We start from the raw sequence: 21,501 nt of genomic DNA, 5'->3' as shown, positions 1-21,501 counted from the left end.
GTCGGGAGACAGACATGGCCAAGGACATCGAAGACATCTATCCCCTGTCGCCCATCCAGCAGGGCCTGATGTTCGAGCAGTTGTACCGCAGCGGCACGGGCATCTACATCGAGCACCTGCTGATCGGCTGGGAAGGCCGACTCGACCCGGCGCGGTTCGAGCAGGCCTGGCAGGCGGTCGTGGACCGCCACCCGATCCTGCGCACCACCTTCCACTGGCAGGGGGACCGGGCCCTGCAGGTGGTGCACCGGTCGGCGCGGCTGCCGCTTGAGGTGCTGGACTGGAGAGAACTCCCGGCGGAGGAACAGGAACAGCGCCTGAAGAGTTGGCTGACCCGGGAGCGGATCGAGGGCTTCGCCCTGGACCGGGCCCCGTTGATGCGCAACACCGTCATCCGGCGGTCGGAGACCGAGTGGACCTTCGCGTGGCGCTTCTCCCATCTGCTGATGGACGGCTGGTCCTTCGGGCTCGCGATGCAGGAGTTCGCCCACTGCTACCGCGCACTGTGCCGCGGTGAGCGGCCCGAGCTCCCCCAGGCCCCCGGCTACCGCAACTACCTCGCCTGGTGGCAGGCCCAGGACCCGGCCAAGGACGCCGAGTTCTGGCGCGGCGAACTGGCTGGGTATGTCCAACCCGAGCCGCTGCACCTCGACGGTGCGCCCGTGCCGGAGAACACCGCCACGCACGCGTTCCTCGAACTGGAGCTGAGCGAACTGGCACCGGGGCTGCGCACCCTCGCCCGCGAGCGCCAGTTGACCCTCAACACCCTGGTGCAGGGCGCCTGGTTGCTCGTGCTCAGCCGCTACCACGGCCATCAGGACGTGGCGTGCGGCGCGACCATCGCCCACCGTCCCGCCGATCTGGCGGCCGGTCAGTCCATTCTCGGCCCGATGATCGTCACCCTCCCGGTCCGGGAGCGGCTCGATCCGCACCGGGCCCTGCTCCCCTGGCTCGCGGACTTCCAGACCCACATGGCAGCCGTCCGTGAGCACAGTCGGCTTCCCCTGGTGGAGATCCAGCGGCTGGCGGGCCAGTCACCCGACGCCCCGCTACTGGAGACCAGCGTCTCCTTCGAGAACGTCCCCATGCCCGACCTGGCCCTGGACGACGTCGGCCTTGCGGTGCGTGACATCTTCTACGACGGCCGCCCGCACTTCCCGATCACCATGGTGATCATGCCGGGCGAGGAGATGCCGCTGCGCATCGTGTACGACCTGCGCCGCTTCGCTCCCGACGCGGCGCAGCGGATCGCCGACCACCTCGTGTCGGTGCTCCGCCAGATGGTCCAGCGGCCCGAACTGACCCTGGGCGAGGTGCGGTTGAGCACCGGCGGTCCGACGGAGCCCGAGCGGGAGCCGCTCACCGGACCGGCCGAGACTCTCGCCGAGTCCTTCGCCCGGCAGGTGCGCGAGCGCCCGGACGCGGTGGCCGTGCGGTGCGACGGCAAGGAACTGACATATCGTCACCTCGACGTGCTCGCCGACGACATCGCATCGCGGCTGCGGGCGGCGGGAGCCCGCCGGGGCAGCCGGGTCGGGCTGTGCCTGGGCCGGTCCGCGGAACTGATCGCCACCATGGTGGCGGCCTTCAAGGTCGGCGCCGCATACGTGCCGCTGGACCCTGAGCACCCGGCCGACCGACTGGCCGAGATCCTCGCGGACGCGGAAGTGAACGTCGTCGCCACCGTCCAGGAACTGGCGGACCGGCTGCCCGGGTTCACCGGCCGCACGGTGCTCGTCGACACGGAACCGGTGCCCGCTCCTCGCGCGGACGGCTCCCCCGAGGCGGCCACCCCGGACGACGCCGCGTATGTGCTGTACACCTCCGGCTCCACCGGCCGCCCCAAGGGGGTGATCGTCACCCACGCCAATGTGCAGAGCCTGCTCGCCGCGGGACGCGACGAGTTCGGCTTCACCGCCGACGACACCTGGACCTTCACCCACTCCCACACCTTCGACTACTCGGTCTGGGAGATCTGGGGCGCGCTCGCCCATGGCGGCCGACTGGTGGTCGTGCCGCACTGGACGGCCCGCTCCCCCGAGGAACTCCTGGCCCTGGTCCGGCAGGAGGCGGTCACCGTACTGAGCCTCACCCCGGCCGTGTTCGAACACTTCGCCGGAGCGGCACTCGCCGACCCCGCGACGGACACCGGACGGCTGCGGCAGGTGTTCCTGGGCGGCGACCGCCTGGAGCCCGAGGTGCTGCGGCCCTGGGCCGAGCGGTTCGGACTGGACCACCCGACCATCCACAACCTCTACGGCGTCACCGAGGCGACCGTGGTCTCCACCAGCCACCAGGTCACCCAGGAGACCCTCGCGGCACGAACCCCCGTCCCGATCGGCACTCCGCTGCCGAACCAGCGGGTGGCACTGCTCGACTCCCATGGACGCCCGGTGCCGATGGGGGCACGCGGCGAACTCTGCCTGATCGGCCCGGCGGTGGCACGCGGCTACCTCGCCCGTCCGGAGCTCACCGCCGAACGCTTCACGGCGGCACCCGACCCGCTCTACCGCACCGGGGACCTGGCGCGGCTGCGGGCCGACGGCGCGATCGAGTTCCTCGGGCGCTCGGACGCCCAGGTCAAGGTGCGCGGCTTCAGGATCGAACTCGGCGAGATCGAGGCGGTGCTGCGCGAGCACCCGGCCGTGCGCACCGCCCTGGTGGTGCGGCAGAACCAACACCTCGCGGCGTACCTGGTGCCCGCCGGCGAGCAGGTGCCGGGCACCGCCGTGCACGAGTACGCCGCGGAGCGGCTGCCCGACTACATGGTCCCCGCCGCCGTGGGCTGGCTCGACCGCATCCCGACCACCGTGGGCGGGAAGGTGGACACGGCGGCCCTGCCGCGGCTGGAGCGGCCTGACGACGCCGAGTTCGTCGCGCCGCGCACGGCATCCGAACGACACCTTGCCGAGTTGCTGGCCGACATCCTCAACACCGAGCGGGTCGGTGTGTACGACCGCCTGGCCGAACTCGGCATGCACTCGCTCGCGGCCATGCGGCTGGCGGCGCGCCTGCGTGACGAGACCCGTACCCAACTCCCGCTCAGGGCCCTGCTGGAGGCGCCGACCCTGGAGTCCCTGGCCCGCGCCGTGGACGCCACCACCACGAGCAACGGAGGCCATCATGGCTGAACTGAACGGTCCCGTTCTCGTCGCCGGAGCGGGCATCGGCGGGCTGGCCGTCGCACGGGCGCTGCGCCTGCGCGGCTACCAGGTGATCGTCATCGAGCGCGCCGACGAGACCCGCGGACTGGCCGGGTCGGGGCTGACCATCTGGACCAACGCCCTGACCGCCCTGGACCGGATCGGTCTGGCCGACGAGGCGGTACGGCGGGGGATGCGGCTGGACTGGCAGCGGCTGCACTCCGCCGCCGGCGAGCCGATCCACCAGGTACCCGTGGGGCGGATCGGCGCGGCCATCGGCCGCCAGGGCGTCGGGATCCGCCGACAGGCCCTGCTCGGGCTGCTGTTGGAGGGCTGCGCCGATGTCGAGGTGCGCTACCGCGCCCGCCTGGTGGACCTCGACCAGAACGCCGACGGGGTGCGTGTGCGGCTGGAGAACGGGGAGGAGATCACCGCCGCCCTCCTCGTGGGCGCCGACGGGCTGCGCTCCCGCACCCGATCGCTGCTCGGTGACGACGCGCCGCCGGAGCCTGAGGGCCACATGATCTGGCGAGGCATCAGCGACAGCCACGCCGGGTTCCCCGAACACACCTCCTACATGGTCTACGGCAAGGACGGCGCCCGCTCGGTGGCCTGGCCGGTCGGTCCGGACGCCGTGTGCTGGTCGGTCAGCCGCAACGGCCCGCCCGAATACGGCGAGAGCGCGGACCCGCAGGAGATCAAACGGGCGCTGCTGGCGATGACCGCCGGGTTCCCCGAGCCGGTCACGGCGGTCATCAGCGCCACCCCGGCCCCGCGGATCCTGCGCACGGACCTGTTCGGACGCCCCGAGGTCGTGTGGGGCGACGGCCGGGTCGCTCTGGTCGGGGACGCCAGCCACGCCATGCCGACCGTCTACGGCCAGGGCGCCTGCCAGGCGATCGAGGACGCGGTGGTGTTCGCCGACGCCCTGTCCGCCGCGCAGACCCCCGAGCAGGGGATCCAGGACTACGCGCGCCGCCGCGACGGCCGGGTCGGCTGGATCAGACAGCGCACCTTCCAACTCAGCCGCTACCAGGGCTGGGAACTGCCCCTGCTGATAGCCCTGCGCGACGCCACCATGCGGGCGCTGCCCGCGGAGGCGACCGAGCGCACCTGGCAGACGCTCCTCACCTTCGACGACGGAAGCGCGGAGAACCGTGATGCGGCCTGACCCTCTCGTACCCGATCCGGCGGCGCCCGCGCTGACCCGCCTCACCGAGGCCGACGAGCGCTGGCGGGACCATGTACGCGCCTTCGCAGAGAAGGAGATCCGGCCGTTGTCGGCCGAGATGGACCGGACCGGTGCGCTCGACCCGGGGCTGCGGCAGCGGTTGTTCGACTCGGGGCTGATGTCCATCGCGATACCGGCGGCCTACGGCGGGTTGGGCGGTGGCCTCTTCCACGTGGTCCAGGCGATCGAGGAGGTCGCCCGGGTGGACGCGGGGGTGGCGGTGGGCGTCGATGTGCACAACGCGCTCGTCGTGGCCACGCTGCTGCGTGCCGCCAGCGGCGACCAGCACAGGCGTTACCTTCCGCTGCTGGCCGCCACGAAGGTCGGCGCCTTCGCCATCTCCGAGGAGCAGGCGGGCAGTGACGCCTTCGCCCTGACGACCACGGCACGCAGCGTGCCGGGCGGGTACGTCCTGGACGGGCGCAAGAAGTGGACCAGCAACGCCGACCAGGCGGACGTCTTCCTGGTGTTCGCCAACGGCCCTGACGGCTCGGGCGTCTCCGCCTTCCTGGTGGACCGCGACACCCCGGGTCTGTCCGTCGTGCACCGCACCGAACAACTGGGGGTGCGCGCCGCGTCCACCGGTGATCTGGTCCTGCGTGGTGTACGGGTACGCGCCGGACAGTGCCTGGGAGGCGTGGGCGGTGGCCGCGCCCTCGCCGCCGACGCCCTGGACGTCGGCCGGCTGGGAATCGCCGCACAGCTCGTCGGGCTGGCCCAGGGCGCCCTCGAACACGCCGTGGAGTACAGCAGGACGCGCGAGCAGTTCGGCCAGCGGATCTCCGGCTACCAGGGAGTCCAGTTCACCCTGGCGCGGATGCACGTCGACGTCGAGGCCGCCCGGGTCCTGCTCTACAACGCCACCCGGGTCTTCGAGGCCGGCGCGGACCGCCTGGAACGCACGAAGCAGGCGGCGATGGCCAAGTACTTCGCCTCCGAGGTCGCCGAACGCACCGCATCGCTAGCCGTCGAGGTGCTCGGCGGCAACGGCTACACCCGCGAACACCCGGTGGAACGGTTCTACCGGGACGCCAAGGTCGGCAAGATCTACGAAGGAACGAGCAACATGCTGCTCCGGAGCATCGCCGCGATCCTGATCGGAGCGGCCTCATGACCGGCGCCCAGCGGCGCGTACGGCTCTTCTGCCTGCCATACGCCGGGGGTTCGGCCCGCTCCTACCTGCCCTGGTCCCGGCCACTCGCGGACGTCGCGGAAGTCGTCCCGCTCGAACTGCCCGGCAGGGGCGAACGGATCCGTGAACTCCCCTGCGACCGGCTGCCGGCGCTCCTCGACGACCTGCTCCCGCGCGTCGTCTCCCGCGCCGATGGGCCCTTCGCGCTGTTCGGCCACAGCCTCGGGGCGGCGATCGGCTACGAGCTGTGCCACAGGCTGCGCGAGCGCCACGGCCTGCAGCCGCTGCGGCTGTACGTCTCCGCGCACCGCGCACCCCATCTGCCGCTGCGGGAGCGGCGGATCACGCACCTGTCGGACGACGAGTTCACCAACCACCTGCGCGAACTCGGCGGTACGCCCGCGGAGGTGTTCGACAGCCCGGAGTTGATGCGTCTGCTGCTGCCCGTACTGCGCGCGGACTTCGCCCTCTCCGAGAGCTTCGGGCACCCCGTCGGAGACCCGCTGGACTGCCCCATCACCGCCTTCGGCGGCACGCACGACCCGGATGTGAACGTGGCGGAGCTCAGCGCATGGCAGCAGCACACCAACGACCGCTGCCCGGTGCGGATGTTCGACGGCGACCACTTCTTCATCACCGCCGCCCAGGCCGCGCTCATCGAAGCCGTCCGAGAGGAACTCCACACGCCGGCCGCCGATCTGGCGCCCCGCTCCACCGTCACCGCGCTCCACGGAGGGATGAACCGATGACGTCGCCTACCCGCCCGGCCGCACCCGGGGCCTCGGAACGCCTGCTCGTCATGGGCCTGTTGAAGGGAGCCTGGCTGGCACATGCCTGCTGCGCCCTCACGGAACTCGGCGTCCCGGACATCCTCGGCGAACACGACCGCCCGGTGGCCGAGATCGCCGCCGAGGCCGGAGCCGACACCGAGACGCTCTACCGCGTACTGCGTGCGCTGACCACGGTCGACATCGTCACCGAACTGCCCGGACGGAGTTTCGCCCTCACCGCTGCCGGTTCGCTGCTGCGTTCCGACGCGCGAGGGTCGCTGCTGCCCGTCGTCTCCATGATCCGTGACGAGGTGATGGGGCTGTTCGACGAGCTCACGCACACCGTCCGCACCGGCGAGCCAGCCTTCGAGAAGGTCTACGGGAAGCCGTTCTACGACTATCTGGCGGCCAATCCCGAACGGAACCGCTCGATGACCTCCGGCCTCGCCGCCTCCCGCAGGGCCCCCGCCATGGTGGCCACCTGCCGGCTCGACGGGGCGCGCACGGTCGCCGACATCGGTGGAGGGAACGGCGCCCTGCTCGCCCAACTCCTCACGGTCCAACCACAGTTGCACGGCATACTGATGGAACTCCCGGAAGCGGCACGGCATGCCCGGCAGGTACTGACCGAAGCGGGCGTGGCCGATCGCTGCGAGGTCGTCGAGGGCGACTTCTTCACCTCCGTTCCGGCCGCGGACGCCTACGTGCTCGCGCGGATCGTGCGGAACTGGGACGACGAGCGGGCGCTGGCCCTGCTCTCGGGCATCCGCCGCGCCTGCCATGCGGGCGCCCGGCTGCTGCTGTTCGAGAAGGTCATCCCGGACGAGCCTGTCTTCCACCCGGCGAAGATCGACGACCTGCTGATGCTCGTCCTGGTCCGCGGCCGGGACCGGACCGAGAGCGAACACCGCGAGCTGCTCGGCGCCGCCGGGTTCCGCGTCGAGGAGATCCGCACCGCCGTCACCGACCTGGACGCCGAAGCCGTCATCGAGGCGGTGGCCGAGTAGCGATGACGTACCTCTCGGCGGATCTGCTCATCCCGGGCAGCGGCGAGCCGGTGACCGACGCGGTCGTGGTCATGGCGGAGGGGACCATCCGGTACGCCGGTCCCCGTCCTGACGCCCCCGCACCCGTCGGCTCCGACGACGTGCTCCACGTCCCGGTCGTGATGCCCGGCATGTGGGACTGCCACACCCATCTCGTCGGCACCCGGGCGGGATTCGGTCTCGACACCGTGCTGCTCACCCCGCCCGCGGTGGCCGCGGCCAGATCGGTGGGCGACCTGGCCGCCGCGTTGCGGGCGGGCATCACGAGCGTACGCGAACTCGGCGGCCATGGACCGGAGTTGGCACAGGCGGTCACCGAAGGGAGCGTCATCGGCCCCGACGTGTACGCGGCCGGTGCCGCCATCAGCCCCACGGGCGGGCACGGGGACGCCCATCGGGTCCCCTATCCATGGGTCCGCGACTGCGCGACCCACGGGGGGATCCTGCAGACCGCCGACGGTGTCGACGAATGCCTGCGGGCCGTGCGGTTGCAACTGCGGCGCGGCGCACGGGTGATCAAGGTCTGTGCGTCCGGTGGCGTCATCAGCGACCTCGACCATCCGCTGCACCGGCAGTTCTCGCCCGCGGAGCTGCGGGCCGTCGTCGAGGAGGCCCAGCGGGCCGGCCGGATCGTGGCCGCCCACTGCCATGGCAAGGACGGCATCATGGCGGCGCTCGCCGCCGGATGCCGGACCATCGAGCACGGCAGTTGCCTGGACGAGGAGGCCGCCTCACTGATGCGGGAGCAGGACGCCGCCCTCGTCCCCACCAGGACGATCTTCGAGGGCATCCTCGCCGAACGGCATCTGCTCAACGACGAGTCCTACGCCAAGGCCGCCGCGATGGCCGACCGCCACCTCGAAGCGATCGCCATCGCCCACCGTGCGGGCGTGCGCATCTCCGCCGGCACCGACCTGGGCACCAGCAGACCGGGCACCCCGCTCTCCTGGGGCCGCAACGGCATGGAGGCGGGACACCTCGTCGCCGCCGGGCTCACCCCGCTGGAGGCGATCGAGGCCTGCACCGCGAACGGGCCGCTGACGCTGGGGCCGCAGGCGCCGAAGTCCGGTCAGCTGGCGGCCGGTTACCAGGCCGACGTGCTCGCGCTGTCGGCCGACCCCTTGGCGGACATCACCGTGCTCGGCGACCCGCGGCGGATCACCCATGTCTGGAAGCACGGCGAACTCGTCAAACACCCGACGCCGTCGGGAAGAGGTGTTTGACTTCAAGTCGGCTTGAGGTGAAACGGTACAACTGCCGCCGTCCGGGCCCCGCCCCCGTAGGCCCGGGCGGCAACATTCCAAGCCTCCGTCATCACCGCCGAAGCAGGAGTACGCGTGTCCACACCACGCAAACCCGTCGGGCTTATCACAGCGATCTTCCTCGGAACCTTCATGGCCCTGCTCGACATGAGCGTGGTCAACGTGGCGCTTCCCGCCATGCAAACCCATCTGCACGCCAGGATCACCGACATCCAGTGGGTGGTGGACGGCTACACGTTGTGCCTGTCCGCCTTCATGCTCACCGGTGGGGCGCTGGGCGACCGGTTCGGCCGCAAGAGGCTGTTCCTGTTCGGTCTCGCCCTGTTCACCCTCAGCTCGGTGCTGTGCGCGGTGGCGCCCAACACCGCGACCCTGGTAATCGGCCGCCTGCTCCAGGGCACCGGCGCCTCCACGGTCACTCCTGGAGCGCTGTCGCTGCTGGCCCAGGGCTTCCCGGACCAGGCCAAGCGGGCGAAGATGATTGGTCTGTGGGGCGCCTGCGGCGCGCTCGCCGTCGTCCTGGGCCCGCTGCTCGGCGGGGTGCTGACCGACTCGGTCGGCTGGCCCGCGATCTTCCTGATCAACGTACCGCTGGGCATCATCGCGCTGTTCGCGGGCGCCAAGGGCATCACCGAGACCGCCGACCCCGAGCACGCGGCCACCGATCCGGTCGGTCAGATCCTCGGCATCGTCTGGCTGGCGTCGCTCACCTACGCGGTGAACGAGGCCGGCCGGAAGGGCTGGACGTCCACCGAGATCCTCGTCCTGTTCGTCGTCGCGGCCGTCGCCCTCGTCGCCTTCATCGCGGTCGAGCGCCGCGTCCCGCGGGCGATGCTGCCGGTGTCGCTCTTCGGCAACGGGCGTTTCGTCATCACCAACATCGCTTCTTTCATGCTGGGATTCGGCGCCTACGGCACCTTCTACCTGCTGTCCCTGTACCTGCAGCAGGTGCAGGGCACCAGCGCCGCGATGACCGGTGTGAAGTTCCTGCCGTACTCGGCGGCCATCGCCCTGGGCTCGACCCAGGCAGGCAGGTTGACCGCCCGGTTCGGCCCGCGCGGTGTCATGGTCGCCGGCTACGGCCTGGTCAGCCTCGGCCTGCTGGGGCTGCTCACGCTCACCCCCACCACCGGGTACGCGCAGGTGGCGGTGCTCTTCGCGATCCTGGGCCTGGGCATGGGGCTGGGCATCGCCCCCACCAACGCCGCCGCCATGGCCGCCGTTCCCCGGGAGCGTTCGGGCGCCGCCGCCTCCACCATCAACGCCACCCGCCAGGTGGGTACCGCGCTCGGCATCGCCGTCCTCGGCTCCCTGCTCAACGCCCGTGCCGAAACCACGGTCGCGGGAAAACTGGGCGACTCCGCCTCGTCGCGTGCCGCGGCCCACGTCATCGTCTCCCAGCACGGTGCGGCACCCTCCGGGCTGGGTCTGGACGGCCAAGCGGTGCTGCGGTACTTCGCGTCGGGGTTCGTCGACGGGCTGCACACCAGCCTCCTGGTGGCCGGTGTGGCGACCGCCGTCGCCACACTCGCGGTGCTCTTCCGGCTCCGCGTACCAGGCCCGACGCCGGCACCGCCCCAGCCCATCCAAGGAGCCCGGGAGGGAGGCCAAACCGTGCGCTGAGTGAGCGGCGGCTCCGCCGGTGCAGATGAATCGTCTGCCGAGTTCACGGCGGTGATCGGCGGTACTCGACAGGATGCCGGTCACCCGCTGTCTTCAACCGGGCAGCGGGCGACCGGCATCATGACCGGCCGTGCTGACGCCTGGCGCACCTCAGCGTGACGAACGCGCTCACCATGTCAATCCCCCCGAACGTGGAGATCTTCCTATGCAGCCAGTTCTTCGGTGAGGCTGGCTCGGTGGTCGTGTTCGTAGTCGATCGGGCTCTTGAAGCCGCACACGCTGTGTAGCCGGCCGCGCGTTGTAGAAGTCGGTGATCCAGGTGGCGATCCTGATCCGGGCTTCGGCGCGGGTGGCGAAAGTGTGCCGGTGGACGTATTCGACCTTGAGGACGCTGTTGAACGCCTCGCTGGCGGCGCGGTCGAAGCACGATCCGACGCGACCCGACCAGGCCAGCGTCGTGATGGGCGCCCATCGCATAGCCGAGCAGACGGCGGGAGAACAGGTCGATGACCGTGGCCATACAGCTGGCCCTCCCCGGTCTCGATCTGCGTCATGTCCCCACACCAGACGAGATCGGTCCGTTCGGCGGTGAAGTCCCGCTTCACGAAGTCCGGGGCGGCGGGCCGTTTGCCCGGCCGGGTCAGCCCGCTGCGTCTGCGGACCTTCCGTGCGACCAGGCCGAGTTCGGCCATGAGCTTGGCGACGGTGTTCACCGACACGCGCCAGCCCTGCCGGATCAGCGTGATCCAGATCTTCGGGGAGCCATACGTGCCGCCGGACTTGGTGAAGGTCTCTTTCACCGCCTCGGCCAGCGCCTGTCGGCGCACCTCACGGCCGGTAGGCCGGCGGTTGCGGTGCTTGTAGAACCACGACTCGTCGCGCACTCCCCTGCGACAGCGAAGAAGATCACCTTCCGGGAAAGATCCTCGCCTCGTGAGCGGCTGCGGGTGACAGTGACATCCGCCGGGACCGACGTGTGGGCAAACCCGTCGAGTCGGGGGTGGCCTCAGCTCAACTCCCCAACCCGGAACAGCCTGCTCACAGGCCCATCCCGACTGTCCATCCCTGGGATTTTTCAGGGACTTTCTGCTCTGTCCCAGGGACTTCTCAGGGACTTTTTACCGCCAAAGGCGGCAAGCCCCTGAAAGACCAGAAAGAGACATCACCGCAGGTCAGAGGGCCTTTCCACGGCAAAGCCGCAGGCGGCGGCAGACGAGTCGAGCTGTACGCCGGGCACACTCAGCGCTTCGCCGAGAGCGGCTCTGACCTGCGGATACGCCACATGTGCACCAGCGCCGTGCACACGGCGTGCATGGGCGCGCGATGTTGGCGGATGCGGTGGCATTGGAACAGCCTTGGACGATCACGACTACTGTAGTCCTCCCCGTCCGACTTCGGCGCGGGCGTCCTGCCGTGACCTGTGGGACTCTGTCGCCCGATTCTGCCGACCTGCCGAATCCGGCTGGCTGTCGCGGAGAACGCGCACTGTTCGCCATCCTCACCCGCCTGCTGCCCCGGCCTCTACGTGCCCACCGACTCGCCTCTCCGCGCACCCTGCTTTCCTGGCACCAGAAGATGATCAGCCAGAAGTAGAGCCAGCCACCATCCTTGGGCCGACCACCAATACCCGACGAGTTGCGCGGGCTGATCATCCGCCTCGGCGCCGAGAACTGCCGGAGGGGCCACAAGCGCGTGCACGGCGAACTGCGCCGTCTCGGCCACCGCATCAGCGCGGCCACCGTGAGGCGCGTCCTACGCAGCGCCGGCCTCGGCCCGGCCCCACGACGCCGACAAGCCCGCGACGAATGGGCAGCATTCCTCAAGGCCCAGGCCGACGGGCTTCTCGCCACCGACTTCTGGTCTGTAAATCACCCAGCCACGGGGTTGGTTATGCGTTCTGGGGCCAGAGGGTGACCTGGTAGCCGAGCCGGTGCAGGTCGTTGACGGCCCGGCGCTTCTTGCGCGCGTTGCTGAGCCGCCGGTCGTAGTAGTCCGCTCCGAGTTCCTGGTAGACCACGCCATCGTGCAGAACATGCCATACGGCGATCAAGATCTTGTGCCCGACTGCGACCACGGCACGCTTGCGCCCCGTGTGTCCGACCAACCGCCGGTAGCGAGCACTGAGATACGTGTTCTTCGCACGCGCGGCGGTAATCGCGGCCTGGCCCAAAGCAGCCCTCAAGTGAACATCGCCATGCCGGGTGCGTCCCGGACCCCGCCGGCCCGCCGATTCGTTGTTGCCCGGACACATCCCCGCCCATGAGGCGAGGTGACCCGGAGTCGGGAAGCGGGCCATGTCCAGGCCTACCTCGGCAATGATGACCTGGGCCAGCACAGCGGAGGCCCCGGGGATCGTGGCCAGCCGCTCCACCGGCCCCAAAGACCCCTCGGCACTGCGGTGTTCGCCCAGCTGCGCCTCGATCTGCCCGGTCACCGCCTCGATCTGGGCAGTGCAAGCATCGATGCGGTCGAGCATGATCCGGGCCAGGAAGCCGTGGTGGGCACTCCAGTTGCCAGCCAGGGCTTCCCGCAGCTCCCCGATCTTCCGGCGCATCGGGCCCCTGGCCAGATCGGCCAGCACCGCAGGATCACGCTCTCTTCGATCAGCGCCTCGAGCATCGCACGCACCGACTTGGTCAAAATGTGCGAAGCCACGACCGGCACCTTGACCCCGGAGTCCTCCAGCAGCCTTTCCAGCCGCACCGCCTCACGCGTCCGCTCGGCAGTTAACTCCGCCCGATAACGGGTTAGATCACGCAGATGACGGATCGGCTCGGGCGGCACGAAACTGGGCCTGACAAGACCATGCTCGACCAACTGCGCGATCCACACCGAATCCGCGACATCAGTCTTGCGGCCGGGCAGATTGCGCATGTGCCGGGCATTGAGCAGCCAGGTCTCGAAATCCTGCTCCAGGACGTAGAACACCGGCTTCCAATACGATCCGGTCGCCTCCATCGCCACCAACGTCACGCCCAAGCCAGACAACCAATCGCGGGCCTCGAACACCCCGGCAGCCATCGTCGAGAACGTGCGCACCTCGCTGTGCCGCCTACCTCCGGCCCCGGGAACTCGCACGCACACCTTCATGTCCGCCTTGCCGATATCTATGCCCGCGCACCGCGGGTGCACCACATCCATCCCAACCACCCCAATCCACACCAGCGTTGGCCGACACTGACGGCGACCACCCGGCGGGATCCAGCAGGAGTCAAGATTCTGGTCTGCGTGCTCGAAGCAACAGTGACGGATACCTGAAAGGCGGATCGGATCCCAGCGGCAGACTTCCACACGGGCTGAGCCGCGCCAAGAAATCACGACGTCAGCCGGGCAGCCGCCGACCACATTTTCCACCCGTCAGGGTGCGGCCGACAGGCCCCGGGGTGACTTCCACATCGACTCATCAGTCTGCAACGCTTCTACGCGCTGTTCGTCCTGGAGGTCCGCACCCGAACCGTGCACATCCTCGGCGTGACCGCCCACCCGACCGCCGCCTGGGCCACCCAGCAGGCACGTCAGCTTCTTTGGCAACTCGAAAGCCGCGCACATCAGTTCACACACCTCGTCCGCGACCGGGACGCGAAGTTCACCCACGCCTTCGACGCCGTCTTCGCCAGCGAGGGCATCGAGGTCGTCAAGATCCCGCCCCAATCGCCGAACTGCAACCCGCATGCCGAACGGTTCGTCCGCTCCGTACGCGAGGAGTGCACCGACAGGCTGTTGATCTACGACCACGGCCACGCCGAGAAGATCCTCCACGACTACACCCGACACTTCAACGCGCACCGGCCCCACCAAGGCCGAGGCCAGCTCGCACCCCTCGACAACCCCGACGTCATCCCCTTCCCCACCGCGCGCGTCAAGCGCCGACAAGCCGTCACAGGCCTGATCAACGAGTACTGTCCAGCGAGTTGATCAGAAGAGGGAAACCCCAGATCAGACCCTGTGAATCATTCTGACGCCGTACGACCCCCGGACAGCGACCAACCGCCCACCCCGGCCGCCGTCACCGACTTCCAGGGCCACCGGATCCGACGACGGCCCGTCCTCGACGGCCTGGCCATCGAGTACCAACGCGCCGCCTGACCCAACGACAGCAGCACAGGTCACAGCACGAATCGTATTTTCGAGCGGCACAGGGTGCACATCGCTGGCGTCACTCGCAATGTCACCGCCCAGTGGGCGGCCCAGCAGGCCCGCAACCTCCTGATAAGCCTGGATGACACACGCACCGCAGGCATCCGGTATCTGATTCGCGACAACGCCGGATATTTCACCGAGGGCTTCGACGCGGTCTTCACCGCTGTCGGTGCCCGCGTGGTGCCCGTCCTGCCGGGCGTGCCCGGATCGTTGAGCGCTGGGTCGGCTCGTGCCGCCGCGAAGCCACCGACCGGATCCTCATCACCAGCGAACGTCACCTGCGGCTCGTCGTCGAGGAGTACGCCGACCACCACAATGAACATCGACCTCACCGATCACTCGGACAGCGATGCCCCAACGGCGTCGGCGCGACCGAACCACCCGCCGTAGACGGCCCATCGCGCATCCTCCGGCGTGACCTCCTCGGCGGCCTCATCCACGAATACACGCAGGTCGCATAGGGTGACGGGATGACCGGCACGCACAGGCCGCCATCATGTCAGCCGCGAGAGCAGCTCTCGGGTTTCACCGGTGTGCGGATGCCTGGCTCCCAATACGGTCTCACGGACGGAAAGCAGCTCCCGTAGCATCTCGACCGCACTCCCGACGTCTCCGCAGTGAGCGGACCACCGCGCGAGCTCATGCCAGGTCGTCAGCGTCCGTGGACGGTACGGCCCCTGAACGGCCCTGCGCAGTGGAAGCAACTCACGCAGCATCTGCACCGCGCTCTCACCGTCCCCGGCCTCGCCGGTCCACCGTGCGAACTCATGGCGGGAGGTGAGGAAACTGCAGTGCCTGCTGCCCAAGACCTGCTCTCTTAACGGGAGGAGTTCGGTGAACAGGGCGACGGCTCGGGCCGGTTCACCGGCCTCGCCGACCCGTCTCGCGACTTCGTGCCGGGTGGTCAATGTGTCGGGATGGTCGGCGCCCAGGCACCGCTCCTTCATCTGGAGCAACTGCTGGAGCAAGAGGAGCGCCGTGGCAGTGTCACCGGCTTCCGCAAGCCAGTAGGCGTATCGATGCCGGGTGGTCAATGTGTCAACATGCTCGGGACCGAGCACACGTTGCCGGACCGGCAGGAGCGATTGGCAGAGCTCTGCGGCCATCACCGGGTCCCCGGCCTCTCCGGTCCAGAAGGACAGGTTCTGCCGGCTGTGCATGGTGCCGGGGTGCTCGGGGCCGACGGCGTGCTCCCACTGTGGCACGTAGCGGCGAAAAAGTGACAACGCCTTCAGCGGATCGCCGGCCTCACCGATCCAGTGGACGTGGATGTCGCGCGTGGTGAGCGTTTCAATGTGTTCGGCGCCGTACTCCCTCTCGTATGCGGGGACGAGTTCACCGAAGAGACGGACCGCCTCGGCCGGGTCCTTCTCGCCCCGTTGGTCGGCGTGCCTGCGCTGCTCAGTGAGGCGCCGGCGCCTTGGTGTACTGCGGGTCACCGAGGGGGTCCTCGTCTCCTCCTCGACGGTGGCCGTGCGCACCCACTCCAGCAGCCCGGGCATGGCGGATTCGATGATGCGCAGCACCTCCCGGAAGTCGGACTCCTCGCCGTAGAACGGATCGGGTACGTTCTGATCCAGGCCCGCTGTCGGGTCGAACGAACGCAGCATATAGACCTTGGACTGGTCCTCCAGCTTGTCCCGCAAGACGCTCGCCTGGTGCGCGTCCATGGCTACAAGCAGGTCCGCCGACAGGTGGAGGTCGTCGAGTACCGCTGCCGTGTGATCGGTCGAATAGCCGTGCTCCTTCAGCAGTGCCGTGGTCCTGGGATCGGCCGGCTCTCCTGCGTAGTAGGCCATGGTTCCGGCGCTGGTCACCCGGACCCTGTCGGAGAAGCCGGCACGCCGCACATACTCCCGAAAGACCAGCGCTGCCATGGGCGATCGGCAGATATTGCCCTTGCACACAAAACACACATGCATAACGTCTCCCGTTCAGGCAAGGATGGGGGCCGGTCGCAGTTGCGTGGCTCCGAAGGCCGGAGAGCGACCCGTGCGGGCAAGATTCACCTGCAGCTCGGGCCATTGGCGGTCGAGCTCACTCAGCAGCACGGCCATCTCCTGCCTGGCGAGGAAGGACCCAAGGCAGTAGTGACCACCGCGGCCGAAGGACACATGACGCACCGGTCCCCGCCTCACATCAAAGCTGTCCGCCGCCACGAAGCGGTGCTCGTCCCGATTGGCGGACGCGAGGACCAGCATCACGCGGTCACCGCGGTGGATCGTCGCACCGCCGACGGTGATGTCCGCCACGGCTCGGCGTGCGGCAAAGTGAAACGGAGCGTCGAAACGCACTGCCTCCTCGACGACGTCCGTGTGAAGCACATGCCCCTCACGCACTGCTCGGCGCTGGTCCGGATGGCGCTGGAGGGCGGTCACCGCAATGCCCAGCGCGTTGGACACAGGTTCCAGGGCGCCGGTGAGGAGCTGTGCGAAGGTAGCGCTGACGGTCACCGGATCCCAGCCGCCGTCACGCAAGGCTGATTGCAGTATTGGTACCGCCAAGCCATAGCCGCGTGGCAGCACGGTCGCGACGACGTAGTCCGTCAGGTCCTGGATGGCCTGAAGGGTGGAGCGCACGTCGTACGGCTCAAGGCTGGAGCGGTTGAGAAACCCCATCAACTCCCCGGACCACCGGGCCACTTCGTCAAACTCCTCCGATGCGACCCCGAGCAGCGCGCTCACGGTCGCTTGTGCGAACGGGATCGTGAGGTCCGTCATCAGGTCCTGCCCGGAGGAGCGGAACGCAGCCACGGCATCGGCGCTGATCCGGGCCACCTCGCTCTGGAAGGAGGCCATGGAGGACGATGTGAAGACGTGATGCAGCGTCTCACGTACGCGCGCCTGATGAGGAGGGTCCGAGAACACCATCCAGCGACCGAAGAAGTCGTGCACCAGGGCAGCGACCTGGCCCTCTGCCGGAGTACGGGTGATCGTCTCACCCTCGGCCGAGGCGGACAGCCGGCGGTCCACCAACAGGTCGAAGACATCGGCGTACCGGGTGATGTACCAGGCGCCTGTAGGGGCATTCCAGTGGACAGGGTCATTCCGCCGCGGATCGGCGAAGAACGGGTAGGGATCCTTCAGGAAGGCCTCGTTGACCATCTCCTCCGGGTCCACCTTCCGGCGGCTCGGTCTCGCTCGGCTCATCGGCGGCCACCCTCGAAGACGGTTCCGGCCTCGATCCAGGAGTGATTCGTAGGCTGCCTGATCGCCTCGTACGTGAGGAAGTTGCACTTTAATCCGGATGCCGGGACCACGAGGAATGTCACGATCACGTCCTGTCCAGGGGAAGCATCACCGCTTGCGCCCACGGGCCGTGGACCCGCGCGCGACCACGGTCAGAGACTCGTGTGGGGAAAGTGGGGCATACGGCCTCGCGAGCTTGTTCCCGGCGAGGCGCCCGGCGCGGACGCGGGGCGTACGCCGCGACGTGGGGGCACTGCGCCTCCGGCGAGGGTCTGCGAAAGGGCAACAGGATGTGGGACGGCCTGCCGACTTGCGTCGAAGTTGCCGTCAACTCCTGGCATGCGCCGAAAGGAGCACGCGCTTGAGGTGCCGCTCGGGATCGGAGAATGCATTTCTGCCGTGCAACATCCTCCAGTTGTCCCAGACCAGGATGCAGCCGGGCTCGATCTCGATGGCGATATGCTGCTCGCTAAAAAACTCCTTCGCACCATCGAGTGCGGAGTCAAGGAAGCCGTCGCCTTTCCTCTCCACGTCGATGTAATCATATCTCAGGATGCGACGATCACCGAACTCTTCAAGGATAGGGTGGATGGCACTGGAGTAATATCCCGATCGATTAATGCCATCGGACGAGTTCCACTTGTAGCGATTATCGCGCAGCGACCTCTTCGTCTCGCCTGAAAGATTCTTTATCCACTCGTATCCGTCTGCGAGCGTCGTCTCTCCGCCCACTCCACGCGCCTCCCTGACGCACCAGAGCATGATGTAACGCGGAGGCAAACCGGGATGCTCAACAGCTTCAGTGTGCGGGAGGAGAGCTCCCATGTTTCCTGAGTGGTAAATCGAATCTATCGCCAGATCGCGGCGTATGTCCCAAACGACCTCGCCGTTGTGATGGGGAATCGGATTCCCCAAAGAAGCAGCAAAGGCCATGTAGTCGAACTCACCCATTGAGATGCCATTGATGTAGGAGTATCCATTTCGGTCGAGGCACTCCCGAATTTCACGCAACTCGCCCGCAGAGCAGGAGCTCGCCGAAGCATTCCGACTTATCGTGATAGTCGAAGATAAATGCCGTGTCACGCCAATTCCCCCGTTCTTGTGACGCCACTATCAAATGACCCTAAGTTTAGCACGGCCGTCCAGTCAAGGGGGCGATGCGATAGCGTCTCGTTTATTCGATTTTCCGGAAATCACCGTTTCGCGACATGAGGCAGAGCTTCCCATCGTCGTCCAGAAGCGCATCGGCCGTGATGGCGGCCCTGGAGCCTGTACCGCTCGAAAATACGGTTCGCGGCAGTGGCCTGCACGTTTGCCCGTCCTGGCCACGCGGCCTCGACTGGCCTGCGACGATCCGCGGATGTCACTGTCGGACCTCGCCGTGCTGGTACGAAATCTGATCACAGTGCCCGCTGTCGTGCTGCGCAGCCGAGTGGCCAAGGATGGGGAAACATACGTCGCCACGACCGATTCGACGGAACCGTCCACGAGTACCGACATGCCGCGTGACCAGCGTGGATGCACTTTCCGGCATCCACAGCCTCACGGCGCGCCGTTGACCGAACTGTCGGAGTCCCAGATGCGGGCTGATGACGGGCCCCGGAAAGGCCGTCACCGGTTCCCCGGGTACCAGTGGTGCCGGTGAGCCGGTGACGCGCGCGATTCTGTGTGTTTCAGAGACTGGCGTGGTCGTCCGCGAGCTGACACGCGATGACCGCGACGAGCCCGGGCATTTCGCCACCGAGGAGGAAATGGCCGCCACGTACCGACCGGGTTGTGAACCGGCCTTCGGTGAGGTGCACCCATTCGTCCTCGCTGCCCTGGCCGAGAACGTGGTCGTCGTCTCCTCTGATGGCAAGGATCGGGGCCTTGATCCGGCCGAAGTCCTCGGCGCGCCAGGTCTCGAACGCCTGGAAGTCGGCCCGAATCGCACTCTCGGTGAGCTCGAAGATTGATCGACCCTGTTGTCCGTCGCTCATGGCGCCCGCGCCGACCAACGAGGCATACAGCTCGTCGGACGGCAGCTCATGAGTAAGCTGCCTGGGCGGCACCCGACCCGGCACCGGCGCGCTGGCCGTGACCAGTCGGACGACCTCGCACTCCTTCGTCTCTTCCAGGAGTTGCGCAATCCGGAAGGCCACCGGTCCTCCGAAGCAATGCCCGAAGAGAGCCACACGGCCAGGATATCCTTCGAGCTGTGCAGCGACGTGCCGGGCGATGTCTTCCATCGACGTGAGAAGAGGCTCCCGCAGCCGGCTCTCCCGCCCGGGCAGCCGCACGCCGACGACCGAGATCCAGTCAGGGACCAGTTCGCTCCAGAGGCGGAAGGGCGCGGCGCCAGCTCCGGCATGGGCAATGCACACAAGGCGCAGCCCCTGAGGGCCGAGGTCCGGTGAGCCGAAGTTCACCAGTACCGACCGGGGCTTGTAAGGCTGCATGGGCGTCACCGCACGAGTCCGTAGAGATCCCGCACCACACGGCTTTCGAGGCGGCCGGGGCCGAGCCCTTGGAACGACTCGTTCGACGCCAGGTGGCACACGACGAGCCCACGGTCCAGGTCGCCCACCGCTAGCCCACAGTTGGAACCGGTGTGTCCTACGACGCGGGAGCCGGGGGGCGCGCCGAAGAGTACGGGGTCGACGCAGGCTCCGAGGCCCCAGGAGACGTCCAGGCCGCCGAAATAGTCGTCCACCACTCCGCTTCGGTGGGCGGTCGTGATCACTTCCACCACCTTGGGCTCCAGCACTCTGTGGCCGTTCGCCTTTCCGCCTCGGACCAGGGACTCCACCAACCGTGCCAGCTCGCGTGCTGGCCCGTGCGCACCCACGCTCGGGTGCGGCGTCAGCAAATAGGTGGGGACAGGATCGGGCAGCTCGCCGTTCTCCCCGATCGTGTCCTTCCCCCAGCCGTACACGGGAAGCGGAACCACAGCGCGCTGGCCTGCGGACCCCGGGGCGCCGAGCAGCGTACGCCCCAGGCCCAGGGGCGACAGGATGTGCCGGTGCACGTATTGCTCATAGGGAACCCCTGACAGACGGCTGACTAGTTCGGCGACCACGATCCAGGAACCGATGGCGCTGTACTGCGCACGGGAACCCGGCGGGGCGGACAAAGAGGTCTCGCACAGGAGGGCGAGGGCATTCTCGCGGTCGGTCGTGTAAAAGGGCGCCTCGCTGTGTATCGCGTAGGGCACCGCGTGCGACATCACGTGTGCGAGTGTGACGTCGTGCTTTCCGTTCTGGGCGAATTCAGGTACCACGTCTACGATCGGCGTTTGTGAGCTTAACTCGTGCTCCCTCATCAGCTGGCCCACGGCCATCGCACCGAGCAGCTTCGTCGAACAGATCCACGGGACGGCGTCGTTCCGGAGCAAGGGCGTCCCCGGGGATGCTTCCCCGAAGACATCGTCGACGACTGTCTCGCCGTCAACGGAAGCGTAGAGTTGTATTCCCAGGTGGCGATCGTTCGCGATGGCTGATCGTATGCGGTCGATCGCTCGGTCAACAGGGTTCATCTGTCATCTCCCGATGGGTGGGAACTGGTCATGTCAGCCCGACAGCTCAATCGTTCCTCGGCGGCGCTCGCCGCCCCGAAGGAATCTTTCTCCGACGTGCAGAAGACGCCGGTCCGGGATCTTCTGATGTAGATCCGGGTTAATCCCTCGACATTGATGGCATGGTGCATGACTAATCTCCCGAGCAGTGACGCTGCGTGATGGCCGCGACGAGCAATCCGATTTCAGGCCTTTCGAAGACGGTTCGCAGGCCCACTGCCACGCCGAATGTCTCTTGAATCCAGGTGATGAGCCGAGCCGCATTGACCGACGTGAGGCCGAGATCGAACAGGTCGTCGCTTTGCCTGACGGGCTTCCCTACTAATGCCTCCACCTGCTCCGTGACAAGTTGCCGCATCTTCGCCTTATCGAATTCAGGCCGCATGGAGTCAGCAGATCATGAACGGCAGGGG

General features: G+C 68.0%; 18 protein-coding genes and 1 pseudogene. 10 read left to right on the top strand and 9 right to left on the bottom strand.

What is annotated here, in order from left to right:
- Positions 1–14: 14 nt before the first annotated feature.
- From P2L57_RS19200 to P2L57_RS19170, 7 genes are all read left to right on the top strand, one after another.
- Positions 15–3,131 (top strand): non-ribosomal peptide synthetase, encoded by a 3,117-nt coding sequence (locus P2L57_RS19200; protein WP_275816076.1) that lies wholly within the window; start codon positions 15–17, stop codon positions 3,129–3,131.
- Entirely contained in the window at positions 3,124–4,314 is a 1,191-nt protein-coding gene (locus P2L57_RS19195; protein WP_275816074.1) for an FAD-dependent monooxygenase, read from the top strand. The genes P2L57_RS19200 and P2L57_RS19195 overlap by 8 nt, the downstream gene beginning before the upstream one ends.
- Positions 4,304–5,488: an acyl-CoA dehydrogenase family protein gene (locus P2L57_RS19190; RefSeq protein WP_275816072.1), complete on the top strand. Its 1,185-nt coding sequence runs from the start codon at positions 4,304–4,306 to the stop codon at positions 5,486–5,488. Before P2L57_RS19195 ends, P2L57_RS19190 begins: the two co-directional genes overlap by 11 nt.
- Positions 5,485–6,255, top strand: coding sequence for a thioesterase II family protein (locus P2L57_RS19185; protein WP_275816070.1), 771 nt, complete (start codon positions 5,485–5,487; stop codon positions 6,253–6,255). Before P2L57_RS19190 ends, P2L57_RS19185 begins: the two co-directional genes overlap by 4 nt.
- Positions 6,252–7,283 carry a methyltransferase gene (locus P2L57_RS19180; RefSeq protein ID WP_275816068.1) on the top strand — a complete coding sequence of 344 codons (1,032 nt, stop codon included), beginning with the start codon at positions 6,252–6,254 and terminating at the stop codon, positions 7,281–7,283. The genes P2L57_RS19185 and P2L57_RS19180 overlap by 4 nt, the downstream gene beginning before the upstream one ends.
- Positions 7,284–7,285: 2 nt before the next feature.
- Positions 7,286–8,545, top strand: coding sequence for a metal-dependent hydrolase family protein (locus P2L57_RS19175; RefSeq protein ID WP_275816066.1), 1,260 nt, complete (start codon positions 7,286–7,288; stop codon positions 8,543–8,545).
- 114 nt (positions 8,546–8,659) lie between these two features.
- A complete protein-coding gene (locus tag P2L57_RS19170) occupies positions 8,660–10,207 on the top strand; it encodes an MFS transporter (protein ID WP_275816064.1) in 1,548 nt (515 codons plus the stop codon).
- A gap of 203 nt (positions 10,208–10,410) precedes the next feature.
- Here the strand turns inward: P2L57_RS19170 and P2L57_RS40795 are convergent, their stop codons facing one another.
- Positions 10,411–11,091: an IS3 family transposase gene (locus P2L57_RS40795; protein WP_372515770.1), complete on the bottom strand. Its 681-nt coding sequence runs from the start codon at positions 11,089–11,091 to the stop codon at positions 10,411–10,413.
- 1,004 nt (positions 11,092–12,095) lie between these two features.
- A pseudogene (locus tag P2L57_RS19150) lies at positions 12,096–13,348 on the bottom strand (IS110 family RNA-guided transposase).
- A gap of 330 nt (positions 13,349–13,678) precedes the next feature.
- Between P2L57_RS19150 and P2L57_RS19145 the strand changes: the two are divergent.
- Both P2L57_RS19145 and P2L57_RS19140 read left to right on the top strand, forming a co-directional pair.
- On the top strand, positions 13,679–14,122 hold the full coding sequence (locus P2L57_RS19145; protein ID WP_275816062.1) for an integrase core domain-containing protein: 444 nt from the start codon (positions 13,679–13,681) through the stop codon (positions 14,120–14,122).
- A 30-nt stretch (positions 14,123–14,152) separates the two neighbouring features.
- Entirely contained in the window at positions 14,153–14,293 is a 141-nt protein-coding gene (locus P2L57_RS19140) for a hypothetical protein (RefSeq protein ID WP_275816060.1), read from the top strand.
- A 20-nt stretch (positions 14,294–14,313) separates the two neighbouring features.
- Here P2L57_RS19140 and P2L57_RS19135 read toward each other — a convergent pair whose 3' ends face one another.
- A complete protein-coding gene (locus P2L57_RS19135) occupies positions 14,314–14,670 on the bottom strand; it encodes a hypothetical protein (RefSeq protein ID WP_275816058.1) in 357 nt (118 codons plus the stop codon).
- On the opposite strand from P2L57_RS19135, the gene P2L57_RS19130 reads away from it, so the two are divergent.
- The gene (locus tag P2L57_RS19130) at positions 14,554–14,808 is read left to right on the top strand and encodes an integrase core domain-containing protein (RefSeq protein ID WP_308292490.1); all 255 of its coding nucleotides are present in this window, start codon (positions 14,554–14,556) and stop codon (positions 14,806–14,808) included. The two genes, P2L57_RS19135 and P2L57_RS19130, sit on opposite strands and share 117 nt — an antisense overlap.
- Positions 14,809–14,841: 33 nt before the next feature.
- On the opposite strand, the gene P2L57_RS40240 is transcribed toward P2L57_RS19130, so the two are convergent.
- The 6 genes from P2L57_RS40240 to P2L57_RS19095 all read right to left on the bottom strand — a co-directional run bounded on the left by P2L57_RS40240 (position 14,842) and on the right by P2L57_RS19095 (position 21,473).
- The gene (locus P2L57_RS40240; protein ID WP_308292488.1) at positions 14,842–16,269 is read right to left on the bottom strand and encodes an arsenate reductase/protein-tyrosine-phosphatase family protein; all 1,428 of its coding nucleotides are present in this window, start codon (positions 16,267–16,269) and stop codon (positions 14,842–14,844) included.
- 12 nt (positions 16,270–16,281) lie between these two features.
- Positions 16,282–17,319: a cytochrome P450 gene (locus P2L57_RS19115; protein ID WP_275816056.1), complete on the bottom strand. Its 1,038-nt coding sequence runs from the start codon at positions 17,317–17,319 to the stop codon at positions 16,282–16,284.
- A 543-nt stretch (positions 17,320–17,862) separates the two neighbouring features.
- Positions 17,863–18,618 (bottom strand): TauD/TfdA family dioxygenase, encoded by a 756-nt coding sequence (locus tag P2L57_RS19110; RefSeq protein WP_275816054.1) that lies wholly within the window; start codon positions 18,616–18,618, stop codon positions 17,863–17,865.
- Between the two features lie 590 nt (positions 18,619–19,208).
- A complete protein-coding gene (locus P2L57_RS19105; RefSeq protein ID WP_275816052.1) occupies positions 19,209–19,973 on the bottom strand; it encodes a thioesterase II family protein in 765 nt (254 codons plus the stop codon).
- Positions 19,974–19,978: 5 nt separating this feature from the next.
- The gene (locus P2L57_RS19100; RefSeq protein WP_275816050.1) at positions 19,979–21,049 is read right to left on the bottom strand and encodes a serine hydrolase domain-containing protein; all 1,071 of its coding nucleotides are present in this window, start codon (positions 21,047–21,049) and stop codon (positions 19,979–19,981) included.
- 172 nt (positions 21,050–21,221) lie between these two features.
- Positions 21,222–21,473, bottom strand: a complete 252-nt coding sequence (locus P2L57_RS19095; RefSeq protein WP_275816048.1) for an acyl carrier protein — start codon at positions 21,471–21,473, stop codon at positions 21,222–21,224.
- Between the last annotated feature and the right edge of the window lie 28 nt (positions 21,474–21,501).

The organism is Streptantibioticus ferralitis (genome assembly GCF_029223525.1).
Classification (GTDB): domain Bacteria; phylum Actinomycetota; class Actinomycetes; order Streptomycetales; family Streptomycetaceae; genus Streptantibioticus_A; species Streptantibioticus_A ferralitis.
The sequence above is the reverse complement of the archived record's forward strand: the minus strand, read 5'-3'. Positions and strand labels throughout refer to the sequence as shown.